Below are 15,859 nucleotides of genomic sequence, written 5' to 3'. Positions count from 1 at the left end.
TTACGAATTGAAGATATTTTATATGCTATAAAATTTTTTAAATGATTCAATAGTATAAGTATGATCTTTAACTCCGCCAGTTTCCCTTACTGAGTGCATTGCAAGGAGTGCTGTTCCCATATCAACTGATTTAATATTTACATGGGTAGAATTTATTGGTCCTATAGTAGAGCCTCCTCTTTCATCAGATCTATTTACAAATCTCTGAACAGGTACCTGAGCCTTATTGCATATTTCCTCATAAATTGCTGAGGAAACACTGTCTGAAGTATAACTTTGGCTGGCGCTTACTTTAATTACTGGTCCTTTATTAATCATTGGTCTGTTAACAGGATCTGCTTTTTCACCTCTGTTTGGATGAACTGCATGGGCAGAATCACAGGATATAATAAAAGAGTTAGCTAATGCTCTGAAATATTCTTCTCTGCCGCCTCCAAGACACAGTACTATCCTTTCAAGAATGCCGGCAAGCATTGGTGAATCTGCTCCTTGTTTAGTTGAGCTGCCAACCTCTTCATTGTCAAAGCATACCAAAACCTTTGTACTTAACCCAGGCTCTGACTCAGTAATAGACTTCAGTCCAGCATGAACCATAGTTAAATCGTCTAATCTGCCGCTGGAAATAAACTCATTATTTAATCCAAAAATACATCCTTTCTGGAATTCATATAAGAACAAATCAAAATCAATTATATCCTTACTGTTTACATTTAGTTCCTTAGCTATTTCTGATAATAGATAATTTCCCTTTTCAAGCTGATCATTTACAAGTGAAATTACAGGCAGCATATCACTTTGTCTATTTAAAGCTACACCCTGATTTATTTCTCTGTTCATGTGTATTGCAAGATTAGGTATTATCAAAATAGGCCTTTTAATATTTACAAGTCTGATTACAGGCTGCATAGGATTTTCACTTCTTATTGCAACCCTTCCTGCTACAGATAATGGCCTGTCCATCCATGTATTTAAAATAGGTCCTCCATATACTTCTGTATTTAATTTTACATATGCACCTTCTGATACTATTTCAGCATTTGGCTTAATCCTAAAAGTTGGTGAATCAGTATGTGCACCAATAATCTTAAAACCACTGTTCTCTATTTCGCCATTACCTGTAATAAAAGCTGTAATAGCAGAGTCATTTTTTGATACAAAGTATTTTTCTCCCTTTAAAAGATTCCAATGCTGCTCCTCATGTAATTCCTTAAATCCATTATTAATCAATACTTTCTTTACACTATTTACAGTATGAAAGGCACTTGGGCTGTCATATATAAAGTCAATTAACTCCTGTGCATTTTTTAATTCTGTTTCTTTTCCCATTTTTAATTCCTCCTGCTTATAAATATATTTATAATAAAATTATAGCCAATATTTATGGAAAAGTACATTTTTATAACAAATAATAACTTTGTTGTGTTAATATAGGTAGTAAACAACATATTTTAAGAGGTGTAAAAAATGCTTGCTAAGTTTATAGTTAGTAAATTTATAAAAAATCATGAACAGGTTGATGATCCTAAAGTAAGGGATTCTTATGGATACCTTGGAGGAATTGTAGGAATTATTTTAAATTTTATATTGTTCCTTACAAAGCTTATTGTTGGCATTATAACTCATAGTATTTCAGTAACTGCTGATGCCTTTAATAATTTATCTGACACTGCATCATCACTGATTACTATATTAGGATTTAAACTGGCCTCTAAACCTGCTGACAGGGAACATCCCTTTGGACACGGAAGAATTGAATATCTGTCTGGATTAATTGTTTCATTTATGGTTATGCTGGTAGGTTTTCAATTTCTGAAATCTTCCTATGACAGGATCATACACCCTGTTAAAGTTGTATTTCAGTTAATTCCATTTGTTCTTATTCTGATTTCAATTGGTGTAAAAATCTGGCTAAGCAGATTTAATAATTATATAGGTAAAACAATAGATTCATCTGCCCTGCAGGCATCTTCTTTTGATGCTCTGGGTGATGTGTTTACTTCTTCATCTGTTGCAGCATCATTGATTTTATCAGGACTTACTGCTTATCCAATAGATGGTTACATTGGAATTCTAATCTCACTGTTTATATTATATTCAGGTTTTACTTTAATAAAGGACACTATTGATCCACTGCTTGGACAGGCCCCAGATGAAAAATTAGTTAAAAGCATTGCTGATGGTGTGACAAGCTATGATTATATTAGTGGTGTACATGATCTTATTGTACATAACTATGGTCCTGGAAGAATTATGGCATCAGTTCATGCAGAGGTGCCTTGTGATGCTTCTATAATTAAGATTCATGAGATAATTGACAGAGCTGAAAAAGAAATATCCGAGAAACTAAATATATATCTGGTAATTCATATGGATCCAATAGATACTAATGATAAGGATGTAGCTATTGCCAGAGATGAAGTTGAATCTATAATAAAAAAATATCCTATGATAAATTCATTCCATGACTTCAGAGTAGTTGGCAGCGGCGAACATAAAAATTTAGTTTTTGATATAGTTATAGATTACAGTCAAAAGCTGTCCAGTGAATTTGAAAATAACATAATAAATGATATTTCTAGTGATATCCGCTCTATTCATGAATATTATAATGCAGTTATTACCATAGACAGAGATTTTAGTTCAATAAAAAAGTAATAAGATTTTACCAATCTTATTACTTTTTTATATGATTATTATGACAAATCACACTTTAATACAACAAGCCTGTGCAGTGCTCTTGTGCACATTACATACTTCAGCATATTATTCTGGCTGTTATTTTTTGCGCTGTCTATTAATATGACGGCATCAAATTCAAGACCTTTTGATAAATAGGAAGGAATAATTATTTCCCCGCCTTCGTATATACAATTTTCATCATCTATAAATTTAATATACATTTTGTCCTTTAATTTTTCTGCTATACTTTTGGTTGTGTTCATATTTTCACAAATTACAGCTATATTTTCATACTCATTTGCTTTTAATTCGTTTAGTTTGCTGTGGATTAATTCTGTAATATTATCCTCTTTTACTATTATTTCCTCCACCTTTTCACCGCTTCTAACTAGTGGGACAATATCATTTGTTTTTATGCTCCTGTTTGCATATTCCATGATTTCCCTTGTGGATCTATAACTTTTTAGTAAATCAAAGTTGTCTACTAATGTATTCCCAAATACCTGTTTTAATTTAAGCATTGGCGTAATTCCCTTTAACGGTATAAGCCTTTGGTTAATGTCCCCAACAATGGTAGCGGAATTACATTTAGTAAGTTCCTTGATTACAATGAACTGAAGCAGAGAATAATCCTGGGCTTCATCAATTACAACATGTTTTACTTCTGTTTCAATTTTATAGCCCTCAAGTTTTATTTTTAAATATAAAATTGGAGCAAGATCATCACGAGTTAATTCTTTATAATTATTAAATTTATTATAAATTGATATTATATCCGGGCTGTCCAGCCATGTAAGCTGCTTTTTAGTATCAATTAAATTTTGAATTAACTGTCTTACCTTAATTCTTCTTTTAAACTCTAAATCATTCTGGCATAACTGCAGCTGTTCCTTGCTGAATTTAGAAATTGTATCCTGGTACTCCTTGTTTATCTCATTAAATTTATCGTTTCTTATGTCTCTTAACTTTGAAAATACAATTCTTTTAACTTTTTTATTCCTCCTGAAAAGCGGCATATATTTAAAATATTTATTAAACATATCCAGCAGCTCTTTTTCACACACAGCTGTAACGCCCATAAAAACAATGTCTTTAAATTTAAAATATCCTTCATTAAGGTTTAGGATTAAGTTATCCAGTTCCTTTATATATTCCTCAGAATTTTTATAAATAATTTCATTTATAAAATCCATGTCATTATTTAATATTTTTTCCATATAGTCTTTGAAGTTCATTATGTGGCTGATTCCAGAGGTCTCCATTGCAAAATTGTTAAAGGTAGTTTGTTTTACCCCTTCTTCACCAAGACTTGGTAAAACTGTAGATATATATTCCATAAATATATTATTAGGCCCAAATATCAATACCTTATCCTGTAGAATTTTTCTGTAGTTATACAATAGGTATGCTGTTCTATGCAGTGCTATAGTTGTTTTCCCGCTTCCAGCCACACCATTTACAACAACTACTTTATTTCTGGGCTGCCTTATAATATCATCCTGTTCCTTTTGTATTGTCATTATTATATCTTTTAATTTCTCTTCTGAGTTTTTACTTAGAACCTGCTGTAATATTTCATCTTTTACATCTAATGCTGTATCGAACATGCCCTTAAGTATACCTTTTTTTATAATAAACTGCCTTTTAGATAATATATCCACAGGAATAGATTTATCTGGAGCTTCATATTCTGCCTTACCCAACTTTCCTGCATAAAATAAAGCTGATACGGGAGCCCTCCAGTCCACTACTATGGGCTCTAAATCATCCTCTAATGTTAATCCAAATCTGCCAATATAAATTGTTTCAGGGGAGCCTGATTCCGAAAAGATTACTTTGCCAAAGTATGGATTAGGTCTAAGTGCAGTGAGCTCCTTAAGTTTTCTTTCTATAAAATTGAAGTTCTCCTCCCTTATATACAACTCATGATCAAAGTATTCAATTACTTTATCTTCATCATCTTTATGTTCCTCAACAGCTTTCTTCCTGTAGTCCATAATATATTCAGCAGCTTTTTTTCTTTTGTCTATATATCCTAAGGTTTCTTCATTTATTAGCTTTAATACCTGTTCTAATTTTTCCTTCTCCAGATTAAATTGGTTTTCCTTTTCAATTTCCTTATCTAATACGTTATCGGCCATATATTTTCCTCCCCTTAAACATCTTTACCTTTTACTAATTCCATAAATTCTTCTCCTGTAAGAGTTTCTTTTTCAAGTAATTTACCTGCAACTTTTGTTAATAAATCCTTATTGCCTTTTAAAATGTTTATAGATCTCTGATGACAATGCTTTATTATTTTAAGTGTTTCTGCATCTATTTCTGATGAAGTTTCTGCGCTGCAGTTTTGAACCGGCCTTCCATCAAGATAGGCACTTGAAATTGATTCCGTAGCCATCATATCGAATCTTTCTGTCATTCCATAAATTGTTACCATACTTCTTGCAGTTTCAGTTGCTCTTTCAATATCATTTGATGCTCCTGTTGAAATAGAATTAAATTGAACTTCTTCAGCAGCTCTGCCTCCCAGCATTACACAAATCTGGTCAAGGATTTCATCCTTTGTTGTAATATATTTTTCTGATGCCGGAAGCTGCATGGTATAGCCCAATGATCCCATTGTTCTTGGAACTATAGTTATTTTATGAACAGGATCCGAATTTAATAAAGCAGCCACTAATGCATGCCCCACTTCATGAAATGCCACAGATTTCTTTTCTTTTTCAGAAAGTATTCTGTCTTTCTTTTCTTTACCTGCTATTATCACTTCAACAGCCTCATCCAAATCTTCCTGAGCTACCTCTGTTCTGTTGTTTTTTACAGCTCTTAAAGCTGCTTCATTAATAATGTTGGCTAGGTCTGCTCCAACTGCTCCTGGTGTAGATTTTGCTACAGTATTTAAGTCTACACCATCTGCAAATTTTACGCCCTTGCTGTGTACCTTTAAGATATCCTCTCTGCCTTTTAAATCAGGTCTGTCTACTATAACCCTTCTGTCAAATCTTCCCGGCCTAAGTAATGCTTTATCTAATATTTCGGGCCTGTTTGTAGCTGCCAGTATTACAACACCCTTAGATGAATCAAAGCCATCCATTTCCGCAAGCAATTGATTTAAAGTCTGTTCTCTTTCGTCATTGCCGCTGGCATTTCCATCCCTGCTTTTGCCTACAGCATCAATTTCATCAATAAAAATAATGCATGGTGCCTTTTCCTGCGCCTGCTCAAATAAATCTCTAACCCTTGCTGCTCCCATGCCTACAAACATTTCTACAAAGCTGGAACCTGAAATTGAGAAGAATGCCACCTTTGCCTCTCCTGCTACTGCCTTTGCCAAAAGGGTTTTTCCAGTACCGGGAGGACCAACTAGTAATGCTCCTTTAGGCAGCTTGGCACCAATATTAGTATATTTGCTTGGATTGTGAAGGAAATCCACAATTTCAACCAGGGATTCCTTAGCTTCTTCCTGTCCTGCTACATCCTTAAAGGTAACTCCTGTTTCATTTTCTGCGTATATCTTAGCAGTATTCTTACCAAAAGACATAACACCGCTGCCCATCTTTTTATCCATTTTTCCGAAGAGGATTTTAGCTATAAAGGCCAATATAAAAATAGGAAGTATCCATGATACAATAAGTCCCTTTAATGATTCCTGATTAAGGGGCAGTCCCCCATAAGTAATGTCAGCCTTGTTTAATCTTTCAACCAGCCCTGGATCATCTATTTTTTCAGTATATAATATTTTAGCCTTTTCATCCTTTTCCTTCTTTTGATATATATTAATTTTATCCTTTGATATTTGAACACTTTCAATTTTTTTATCATTGATCATCTTAATAAAGTCACTATACTGTATATGTTCCATGGTTAAGTTTTTTCTGTAATCATTTAGCAAAAAAAGTATTACACCAACAACAATTGCGTAATACAAACCATATTTAAATTTCTTATTAAAATTTTTGTCTTTGAACATTATTTTTCCTCCAGGCATTAAGCAATATACATATGTGTTCTTTAAGTTTTAACAGCTTTATATACAATTCACTGCTATATGTATTATTATACTAAATTATTTATCAAACTCAATGGAGATATAATATTATTTTATAATATTTAAAAGACTACCATGCGGTAGTCTTTTAATACTTTCTTATTTTGCTAATTCATAAATTGCATGTGCATATATTTTAGCATTGGCAACTAAATCGTCAATTTCCATATATTCATTTGCCTGGTGATCCAAGTCAACCTGTCCAGGAAATATTGGTCCAAAAGCAACTATATTCTTCATTTCTTTAGCATATGTTCCTCCGCCTATAGCTAACAGCTTAGGCTCTTTCCCTGTCTGCTCTTTATATACTTTTTGAAGAGTTTTTATTGTTGGGTGGTCTGGTGGGAAGAATAAAGGATCCTGAGCTGACATATTCTTAACTCTCATACCAGTTCCACTGATAGTTTTATTAAATGGATTCATCATATCATCATATTTATAAGTAACAGGATATCTTAGATTTAATGACAGAGAAATCTTTGTTTCATCCATTGATATTGTACCAACATTAAATGTAAGCTTTCCTGATTCTTTATCTTCCAGTGCTACTCCAAAAGATTTTCCATCAGTTTCAAATCCAACATGTTTATTGAAGAATGACACATAATCAGCTAAATCACACTTTCCAAGAGGCATTGTTTCTAAAAGAGCAAACAGCTGCATAACTGCATTTTTGCCTAATTCAGGCAGACTTCCATGTGCTCCTATACCCTTTGAAATAATTGTAATGTTATTATTATTTACCTTTGTAGTTAAGTTAAATCCAGTTTTTTCTGCAAACTCTTTTACTGCTTTAACTACAGAATCAGCATTTTTAGCTTCTACTTCTGCCTCACAGTAATCAGGCACCATATTTGCTCTTTCTCCGCCTTTTATATGTTTAACAACAACTTCACCGCAGCCCTTATTGTTTAAATCCTTTACTACATCAAAAATTGTTATTCCCTTTTCTCCGTATATTATTGGATATTCTGCATCTGGTGTAAATCCACTAATTGGAGCTTTTTCATGAGCATTATAATATTCCAATTCTTTGCTGCCAGTTTCTTCATTTGTTCCAAATATTACTCTTACTCTCTTGCTTAATGGCAGGTTACAATCTTTTATAGCTTTTAAACCATATAATGCTGTCATTATTGGTCCTTTATCATCCATTGTTCCTCTTCCATATACTTTGCCATCATGTATTTCTGCTCCATATGCAGGATACTTCCATCCATTTCCTTCTGGAACTACATCAAGGTGACCTAATACAGCAACATAGTCATCGCCTTCACCATACTCTGCATAACCTACGTAGCCATTCATGTTCACTGTTTTGAAACCTAATTTTTTTGAAATATCCAGTGCGCATTTAAGAGCATTGTTTACATCTTCTCCAAAAGGCATTCCATCTTTAGGTTCTCCTTCAACACTTTTAATTTTTACTATTTCCTGAGTACTTTTAACTAAATCTTCTTTAAGCTGGTCTACTTTCTTATTTAATTCCATGGTGATCCCTCCTAAATTTGATCCATTAAGATTCAAAGTACAAATAAAAAAATTAAGTTTTATTATTTACACTTCGTTTACTGTATATTTTGTTACAAATTTATTATACTCTTAATTGCTGTATTATGACAACAAAGTTAAACTAAATGATTCTTCTTATTGTATGTATAAAATTATTAATCCTCCATATTAAAACTAGGAGGATTAATAATAATCTAAGTTTAAAGCAGAATTTTTATTATATTGTTTTTTATCAGAATTCTTTAAAAATATAAATCTCTTTCTCCAGCCTTAATTCTATCTAATCTTCTCAGGGTCTCTTCCTTTATTTTTTCAGATTCTATATTCTTAAAATTTTCTTTTATAACCTTTTCTCCCATTTCCTTCAACTCATCATCTGCATAGTCTATGAGAAATTCCTGAAAAGTCATAATGGCATTAGGAAGACAGCAGTTATGAATATTGCCAGTTTTGGCAAGGGCCATAAATCTTTCACCGGTTCTTCCCTGACGGTAACATGCAGTACAATAGCTAGGCAGAAATCCATCTTTACAAAGGCCCTTTAATACTTCAATTGGAGTTCTTGTATCATCTAATATGAATTGAGGCGATTGTTCCTCATGGTGAGTTCTTTCATCATAGCTCCCAACCCCTACAGCAGAGCCTGCACTTACCTGGGAAATACCAATTGATATTATTTCTTCTCTAAACTTTGGTTCCTCTCTTGTAGAAATAATCATTCCCGTATATGGTACTGCCAGCCTTATAACTCCAACTAACTTTTTAAAATCATGATCATCAACCAGGTAAGGAAGGCTTTTTCTGTCCACTCCAAGTGCCGGTCTTATCCTAGGTACAGAAATAGTATGTGGTCCTACTCCAAAGGTGTCATCTAAATGTTTTACAAACATAAACATGGCCACTGTTTCAAATTTATAATCATACAATCCATAAAGAACACCGATACCAACATCATCTATACCGCCCTTCATTGCACGATCCATGGCAGTTGTGTGATAATCATAGTCATGTTTTGGTCCTCTTGGATGCATTTTTTTATATGTCTCTCTGTGATATGTTTCCTGAAACAAAGTATAGGTACCTATACCTGCCTGTTTTAACTTTTTGTAATTTTCTACAGTGGTAGCAGCAATATTTACATTAATCCTTCTTATTGAACCATTTCTCTTTTTAACTTGGTATATTGTTTTCATACAATCTGTAACATAGTCTATAGGGCAGTTAACAGGATCTTCTCCTGCTTCCAGCACAATTCTCTTATGACCGGAATCCTCAATAATCTCTACCTCTCTAATTAGCTGCTCTTTGGTTAATTTCTTTCTATTTTCTTTATTTGAACATTTGTAGCCGCAGTAAACACAATCATTTACGCAATAGTCACTTATGTATAATGGTGCAAACATTACTATTCTATTGCCATATATCTTCTCTTTGATTTCTCTGGATACTTTGTAAAGCTGCTCTAATACAGAGTCATCCTCAACATTAAGCAGAGTTGCAACTTCATCAATACTTAATCCTTTAGCATCTCTTGCTCTTTCAATAATCTTCAATACATATTCAGTATCCTTTGCTTTTTCCCTTCCAATCTGAAGAAAATGTTCAATTTCTTCTTCATTAATAAAATCAGCCTTTTGTTTTTCCATTTGATCCATGCAAATTCTCCTCCTCTTGCTTAGAAAGCTCCTTACAATTAGGTTAAAAATATAATTTATCCAAACTATACGATAAATCCTGTAGTTTGGAATACCTTTTTAGTTTTACATAAAAGAATGTATTTAGCAATAGTTTTTTAAAATAACAGTAATTTTTGTTCCCTTTCCTTCTTCACTTTCTACGCTTATTGTTCCTTCATGAACATCAGCAATCCATTTGGCAATAGACAACCCTAATCCTGTTCCGGTTTTCTCCTTTGACCTTGATTTATCCACTGTATAAAATCTGTTAAATATATTTGATATTTCATTTTTCGGTATTCCAATACCTGTATCACTAATTATAATTTTTATTAAGCCATTATCAGAAATAGAGCTTATATCTATATTTCCCCCTTTGTCTGTGAATTTTATACTGTTATCTATAAAAATTCTCAGCATCTGCTTTATCATTTCATAATCTGCAAATATTTTTACAGTATCATTTCTGTTATTTGTTATAAAACGATTATCAGCTATAAGCCTACTTTCTTCCACCACTTCATTTATTAATTTGTTTAAATAAAATTCCTTTTTTTCTATCCTTTTAGTACCACTGTCACCTTTAGCTAAAAAAAGCAGCTTTTCCACTAAATTAGCCATATTATTAGTTTCTAATTTAATAGCATAAATTGATTTTTCTAATGCATCTTTATCATCCTTTCCCCATCTGTCCAATAAATTTGCATATCCCTGAATAACAGCTATTGGAGTCCTAAGTTCATGAGAGGCATCAGATACAAACTGAGTTTGTTTATCAAAGGCATCCTGAAGTCTGTCTATCATTTTGTTAAAAGTATGGGCAAGCCTTTTAAGTTCATCATCAGGTCCATTCATTTCTATTCTCTCTTTTAAATTTTTTGCACTGATATTATCTGCAGTTTTTGTAATACAATCAATAGGCATTAACATTCTTTTACTTACTATATACCCAAAAATAACAGAAGATATTATGCCGATTAAATCACCTGCTGCCATAAATGCAAATAATATTTTTAAGAATGTATATTCACTGTTCATATCTTTAACTATTTGAATATAAACATTTCCATATTGAATATTTGGAACTTTTACATTTATATATTTGATATGTTTTTCATCATCTTCTAAATGAATTACTTTATTATAGGGCTGGCTGATACTGATTTTATAGTTAAAATTATCGGAAGAATTAATAACATTGCCATTCTTATCATATATCCTTATAAACATTTCCTCTTTAGTTGGAATATCCTGCAATATCTTTCTTTGTGTTAAATCAGCATTTCCATTTATCAATGTATTATTATTTAATATCATAGTTTTAACGTCCTCAACCTGTTTTACTGCAGTTATATTTAAATAATATTTAATTCCATATAAAATAGATGCACTTAATAAAAGCAGCACCATTGAAAATATAAAAGCATAAATCATAGTTAATTTAACAGAAATTTTGGCACTTCTAATACTCTTTAATCTCATGTGTATCACCCTTTATTACGTATCCAACGCCTCTTACTGTAGTTATTATTTTATTTTCAAAGCCATCATCAATTTTACTGCGTACATATCTTATGAATACATCTACCACATTAGTATCTCCAGTATAGTCATATCCCCATACCGCTTCTATTAACTGCTCCCTTGAAAGTACAACATTTTTATTAATTAAAAGAGTTTCTAAAAGGTCATATTCTTTCTTAGTTAATTCAATTATATGGTTTCCTCTCGTTACCTGACGGCTTACTCTGTTCATTATAAGATCATAAGACCTAAGTTCATTACTGTCTTTTTCTGTGCTGATTCTTCTTTTAAAAGCACGAATTCTGGCCAGCAGTTCTTCAATTGCAAAGGGTTTTGTTAAATAATCATCTGCCCCCGTATCTAATCCCTTTACCTTGTCTGATATTTCTCCCCTTGCAGTAATCATAATTATTGGTACATCCGAAAACTTTCTTACCCTTCTGCAGATTTCAATGCCATCTATTCCAGGCAGCATCAGATCAAGAAGTATCAGATTATAGCTTCCATTCTCTATCTGCTTTAATCCATCTATACCATTATTCTCAACATGAGCTATGTATCCTTCATGGTTAAGTTCCATTTTAAGGAACATAGCCATTTGTTTTTCATCCTCTATAATAAGTATTTTGTATTCATCCATCACTTAATACTCTCCATTGTATATATATTTGTTTTATTTTGCTTTCAATTCTATTTTAATATTATAAACGATAAATACAATATATTTATAACTATTTGCAGTCAATTTGCAGTCAAAGAAACGGAGCTGTCGCATTAGTGCGACAGCTCCGTTTCTCTTACAGGTGCTACCTGGTTACATTCGACGATTTTCGGGTGCTACCTGGTTACATTCGACAACTTATCTGCTTTCTTCATATTCTTTTATCATATTTAATCTTACTTCATGCCTTCCACCTTCATACTTAGCCTTGTACCATTCGTCAAACAACATTACAGCCAATCCCTTGCCTATTACTCTTTCACCCATACATATAATATTTGCATTGTTATGCATCTTTGTATATCTAGCCGAATAGGCATTATCTACCACAGCAGCCCTAATACCATTTACCTTGTTAGCCATTATTGACATTCCTATACCTGTACCACAGCAAAGTACTCCCGATTCACACTGACCTGAAGCAACAGCATTTGCAACTTTTAGTGCATATTCTGGAAAATTTACACTTTCAGTTGAATAGGTACCAAAATCTTTGTATTGAATGTTTTCTTCTTTTAAATGTTGAATAATGGCTCCCTTTAAATCAAATCCACCATGGTCACATCCAATTGCAATCATTATAATCACTCCCTAACTAAATATAAATTTTAAATTTTTTAAGATTATCTAATATGTTCCTATTCTTGAACACTGCCGATCCCATAACAATATCTTTTACTCCCAGACCAATTAGCCTTTGTATGTTATTTTCATTTATACCACCGTCTACCTGAATAATAGCAGATGATGACTTTTCTTTAATTAAATTATTAAGTTGAACTATTTTGGATTCCATGCAATCGATATATTTTTGGCCCCCAAAGCCTGGATTTACAGTCATTATAAGAATTTTATCAGCTATATTTGTCAGATATTCAATATTACTTAAGGGGGTAGCTGGATTAAGAGCTACTCCAGCATTAACATATTTTTTAATTTCTTCTAAAGTTCTGTAAATATGTTTACATGCTTCGCAGTGAACTGTTATACTATCAGCACCTGCGTCAACAAAATCCTTAATAAATCTTATTGGCTCATGTACCATTAAGTGTACATCAAATTTCATTTTAGTAATTCTTCTCAATTGCTTTATCTGTTCTGAGCCAAATGTAATGTTTGGAACAAAATTACCATCCATAACATCAATGTGAATAGATTTTATTCCTGATTGTTCCAGCAAGCTTAAATCAGACTGTAGATTATTAAAATCAGCTGACAAAATAGAAGGATTTATTAATACATTCATCCAACCACCTCTTTATTATCTATCCAAATCACATATTAAAACTAATTACAATTTTAAATCAGCCTGCTCCCAGTCTTTTTTAAATCTCTCAATGCCTATATCTGTTAAAGGATGTTTTATCATCTGCATAAATACCTTATAAGGTACCGTTGCTATATCTGCACCTTGTTTTGCAGCTCTAAGTACATGCATTGGTCCCCTAACACTGGCAGTGATAATTTCTGTCTTAACTCCATATATTTTAAAGATTTCTGCAATTTCTGAAATAAGATTTATTCCATCAAATCCTATGTCATCCAATCTTCCTACAAACGGGCTTACATAAGTAGCTCCAGCAGCAACGGCCAGTAGAGCCTGAGCTGCAGAAAAAACCAAAGTTACGTTTGTATTAATATTTTCCTTTGAAAGTACATTAACTGCTTCCAAGCCGTTACTTGTCATGGGAATCTTCACAACTATGTTTTTATGAATCTTTGATAATTCTCGAGCTTCTTTAATCATATTCTCAGCATCGTCACTAATCACTTCTGCACTTATTGGTCCATCCACTATTGTGGCGATTTCCTTTACCACTTCTTTAAAATCTCTGCCTTCCTTAGCTATAAGGGATGGATTTGTAGTTACTCCAGAAATAATCCCCAATTTGCTGGCTTTCCTGATTTCATCAACATTAGCTGTATCAATAAAAAATTTCATATCTTTTCCTCCTAATTTAAGCTTTTTACAGCTTTTATTATACTTTCAGATGTTAAATTATAATTTTTTAGAAGTTCTTCAGGAGTGCCTGAATGACCAAATTTATCTTCTACTCCAACCATTTTCATCTTCGTAGGATACTCTACGGAAAGCACTTCTGCCACAGCGGATCCCAATCCTCCAATAATACTGTGTTCTTCCGCTGTAACAATTTTTTCGGTCTGTTTTGCATACTTTACTATAAGCTCTCTGTCAATAGGTTTTATTGTGGCTATATTAATTACTGATGCTTCTATATTTTCATATTTTAACTTTTCTGCAGCTTCAAGTGCTACACTTACCATTATTCCAGTTGCAATTATTGTAGCATCTTTGCCATCTCTCAAAACTTCACCTTTACCAATTTTAAATTCAAATTTATCATCATGAATTACAGGCACTGGATATCTGCCGAGTCTTATATACATAGGTCCATCATACTTTACTGCCTCAAAAATCACTTGTTTTGCCTCTACAGCATCAGATGGACTTATTACCACCATATTAGGTATACTTCTCATTAAGGAAATATCTTCTATAGCCTGATGTGTGGCGCCATCCTCTCCTACAGTTAAACCTGCATGGGTTGCGGCAATTTTTACATCTAATCTTGGATAAGCAACTGAATTTCTTATCTGTTCAAATGCTCTTCCTGCTGCAAACATAGCAAATGTGCTGGCAAAAGGAATTTTACCGCTGGCAGCCAAACCTGCTGCAGTTCCAATCATATCCTGTTCTGAAATTCCCATATCAAAATATCTTTCAGGACAAACTTTTTTAAATTCATATGTCTTTGTTGACTTTCCTAAATCAGCATCTAAAACTACTACATTTTCATTTGTTTTTGCTAATTCAGCCAATGCTTCACCATATGCCTGTCTTGTTGCAATTTTCATTACTGAGCACCTCCCATAAGTTCTTTTAATGCCTCTTCTTCTTGTTCTTTATTTGGTGCTACACCATGCCATTGAACTTGATTTTCCATAAACGAAACCCCTTTACCCTTAATGGTCTTTGCTATAATAACTGTAGGTTTCCCTTTTATCTTTTTTCCCTGATCTATTGCATTTTTAATTTGTTCAATATCATGACCATCTATTTTTATTACATTCCAGTTAAAGGCTTTAAACTTTTCATCAATTGGATAAATATTCATAACCTCTTTATTTGTGCCATCAATTTGTAATCCATTATTGTCTATAAAAACTATTAAATTATCTAGTTTATAATGTGCTGCTGTCATTACTGCTTCCCAAACCTGTCCTTCTTCCAGTTCGCCATCTCCTAAAATAGCATAAACAGTGTACTCCTTTTTGTTAAGTTTTCCAGCAATTGCAATACCATTGGCAGCTGAGAGTCCTTGTCCTAATGATCCAGTTGTCATGTCTATGCCAGGTGTAGAGTTCATGTCTGGGTGTCCCTGAAGAATTGAGCCATACTTTCTTAATGTTTTTAATTCCTTCTTATCAAAAAAGCCTCTTTCAGCAAGCACCGCATAGAGTGCTGGAGCTGCATGACCTTTTGACAGAACAAGCCTATCTCTGTCATCATTTTTTTGCTCATAAATATCCACATACATCTTGTCAAAATATAATACTGTTAAAATATCTGCACAAGATAATGATCCTCCTGGATGACCTGATTTTGATTCACTAAGCATTTCAATAATATCTATCCTAACCTTTCTTGCAATATCCATTAATTCCTTATCTTCCACA

At 32.9% G+C, this 15,859-nt stretch carries 13 protein-coding genes; 1 reads left to right on the top strand and 12 read right to left on the bottom strand.

All coding sequences use genetic code 11. The features are described from left to right. Window positions 1-18: 18 nt before the first annotated feature. Complete coding sequence (locus EQM05_RS02775) at window positions 19-1,326, bottom strand: M18 family aminopeptidase (RefSeq protein WP_128748632.1); 1,308 nt, start codon at window positions 1,324-1,326, stop codon at window positions 19-21. Between the two features lie 138 nt (window positions 1,327-1,464). Between EQM05_RS02775 and EQM05_RS02770 the strand changes: the two genes are divergently transcribed. Continuing rightward, on the top strand, window positions 1,465-2,655 hold the full coding sequence (locus tag EQM05_RS02770) for a cation diffusion facilitator family transporter (protein WP_128748631.1): 1,191 nt from the start codon (window positions 1,465-1,467) through the stop codon (window positions 2,653-2,655). Between the two features lie 38 nt (window positions 2,656-2,693). Here the strand turns inward: EQM05_RS02770 and EQM05_RS02765 are convergent, their stop codons facing one another. The 11 genes from EQM05_RS02765 to EQM05_RS02715 form a co-directional block, all read right to left on the bottom strand. Continuing rightward, window positions 2,694-4,820: a UvrD-helicase domain-containing protein gene (locus EQM05_RS02765; protein WP_128748630.1), complete on the bottom strand. Its 2,127-nt coding sequence runs from the start codon at window positions 4,818-4,820 to the stop codon at window positions 2,694-2,696. 14 nt (window positions 4,821-4,834) lie between these two features. After that, on the bottom strand, window positions 4,835-6,649 hold the full coding sequence (ftsH, locus tag EQM05_RS02760; RefSeq protein ID WP_128748629.1) for an ATP-dependent zinc metalloprotease FtsH: 1,815 nt from the start codon (window positions 6,647-6,649) through the stop codon (window positions 4,835-4,837). 177 nt (window positions 6,650-6,826) lie between these two features. After that, window positions 6,827-8,218: a dipeptidase PepV gene (pepV, locus tag EQM05_RS02755; protein ID WP_128748628.1), complete on the bottom strand. Its 1,392-nt coding sequence runs from the start codon at window positions 8,216-8,218 to the stop codon at window positions 6,827-6,829. A 263-nt stretch (window positions 8,219-8,481) separates the two neighbouring features. After that, window positions 8,482-9,885 (bottom strand): [FeFe] hydrogenase H-cluster radical SAM maturase HydG, encoded by a 1,404-nt coding sequence (hydG, locus tag EQM05_RS02750; protein ID WP_128751016.1) that lies wholly within the window; start codon window positions 9,883-9,885, stop codon window positions 8,482-8,484. A gap of 132 nt (window positions 9,886-10,017) precedes the next feature. Next, entirely contained in the window at window positions 10,018-11,397 is a 1,380-nt protein-coding gene (locus tag EQM05_RS02745) for an ATP-binding protein (protein WP_128748627.1), read from the bottom strand. Continuing rightward, window positions 11,378-12,079: a response regulator transcription factor gene (locus tag EQM05_RS02740; protein ID WP_128748626.1), complete on the bottom strand. Its 702-nt coding sequence runs from the start codon at window positions 12,077-12,079 to the stop codon at window positions 11,378-11,380. Before EQM05_RS02740 ends, EQM05_RS02745 begins: the two co-directional genes overlap by 20 nt. 219 nt (window positions 12,080-12,298) lie before the next feature. Beyond that, window positions 12,299-12,742 carry a ribose 5-phosphate isomerase B gene (gene rpiB / locus EQM05_RS02735; protein WP_205694193.1) on the bottom strand — a complete coding sequence of 148 codons (444 nt, stop codon included), beginning with the start codon at window positions 12,740-12,742 and terminating at the stop codon, window positions 12,299-12,301. Between the two features lie 13 nt (window positions 12,743-12,755). Further along, complete coding sequence (gene rpe, locus EQM05_RS02730) at window positions 12,756-13,406, bottom strand: ribulose-phosphate 3-epimerase (RefSeq protein WP_128748624.1); 651 nt, start codon at window positions 13,404-13,406, stop codon at window positions 12,756-12,758. Window positions 13,407-13,451: 45 nt separating this feature from the next. Beyond that, window positions 13,452-14,102: a fructose-6-phosphate aldolase gene (fsa, locus tag EQM05_RS02725; protein WP_128748623.1), complete on the bottom strand. Its 651-nt coding sequence runs from the start codon at window positions 14,100-14,102 to the stop codon at window positions 13,452-13,454. Window positions 14,103-14,113: 11 nt separating this feature from the next. After that, window positions 14,114-15,037 (bottom strand): transketolase family protein, encoded by a 924-nt coding sequence (locus tag EQM05_RS02720; RefSeq protein WP_128748622.1) that lies wholly within the window; start codon window positions 15,035-15,037, stop codon window positions 14,114-14,116. After that, window positions 15,037-15,858, bottom strand: a complete 822-nt coding sequence (locus EQM05_RS02715; RefSeq protein WP_279222124.1) for a transketolase — start codon at window positions 15,856-15,858, stop codon at window positions 15,037-15,039. The genes EQM05_RS02720 and EQM05_RS02715 overlap by 1 nt, the downstream gene beginning before the upstream one ends. Between the last annotated feature and the right edge of the window lies 1 nt (window position 15,859).

This window comes from Clostridium sp. JN-9, from assembly GCF_004103695.1.
In the GTDB taxonomy this organism is placed as follows: domain Bacteria; phylum Bacillota; class Clostridia; order Clostridiales; family Clostridiaceae; genus JN-9.
The sequence above is the reverse complement of the archived record's forward strand: the minus strand, read 5'-3'. Positions and strand labels throughout refer to the sequence as shown.

What these genes read in the sequence shown, in the direction of transcription:
- EQM05_RS02740 (WP_128748626.1), bottom strand. Translation starts at nt 12,079, where the DNA reads ATGGATGAATACAAAATACTTATTATAGAGGATGAAAAACAAATGGCT.
- EQM05_RS02720 (WP_128748622.1), bottom strand. Translation starts at nt 15,037, where the DNA reads ATGAAAATTGCAACAAGACAGGCATATGGTGAAGCATTGGCTGAATTA.
- fsa (WP_128748623.1), bottom strand. Translation starts at nt 14,102, where the DNA reads ATGAAATTTTTTATTGATACAGCTAATGTTGATGAAATCAGGAAAGCC.
- pepV (WP_128748628.1), bottom strand. Translation starts at nt 8,218, where the DNA reads ATGGAATTAAATAAGAAAGTAGACCAGCTTAAAGAAGATTTAGTTAAA.
- EQM05_RS02770 (WP_128748631.1), top strand. Translation starts at nt 1,465, where the DNA reads ATGCTTGCTAAGTTTATAGTTAGTAAATTTATAAAAAATCATGAACAG.
- EQM05_RS02775 (WP_128748632.1), bottom strand. Translation starts at nt 1,326, where the DNA reads ATGGGAAAAGAAACAGAATTAAAAAATGCACAGGAGTTAATTGACTTT.
- rpe (WP_128748624.1), bottom strand. Translation starts at nt 13,406, where the DNA reads ATGAATGTATTAATAAATCCTTCTATTTTGTCAGCTGATTTTAATAAT.
- EQM05_RS02765 (WP_128748630.1), bottom strand. Translation starts at nt 4,820, where the DNA reads ATGGCCGATAACGTATTAGATAAGGAAATTGAAAAGGAAAACCAATTT.
- hydG (WP_128751016.1), bottom strand. Translation starts at nt 9,885, where the DNA reads ATGGAAAAACAAAAGGCTGATTTTATTAATGAAGAAGAAATTGAACAT.
- EQM05_RS02745 (WP_128748627.1), bottom strand. Translation starts at nt 11,397, where the DNA reads ATGAGATTAAAGAGTATTAGAAGTGCCAAAATTTCTGTTAAATTAACT.
- ftsH (WP_128748629.1), bottom strand. Translation starts at nt 6,649, where the DNA reads ATGTTCAAAGACAAAAATTTTAATAAGAAATTTAAATATGGTTTGTAT.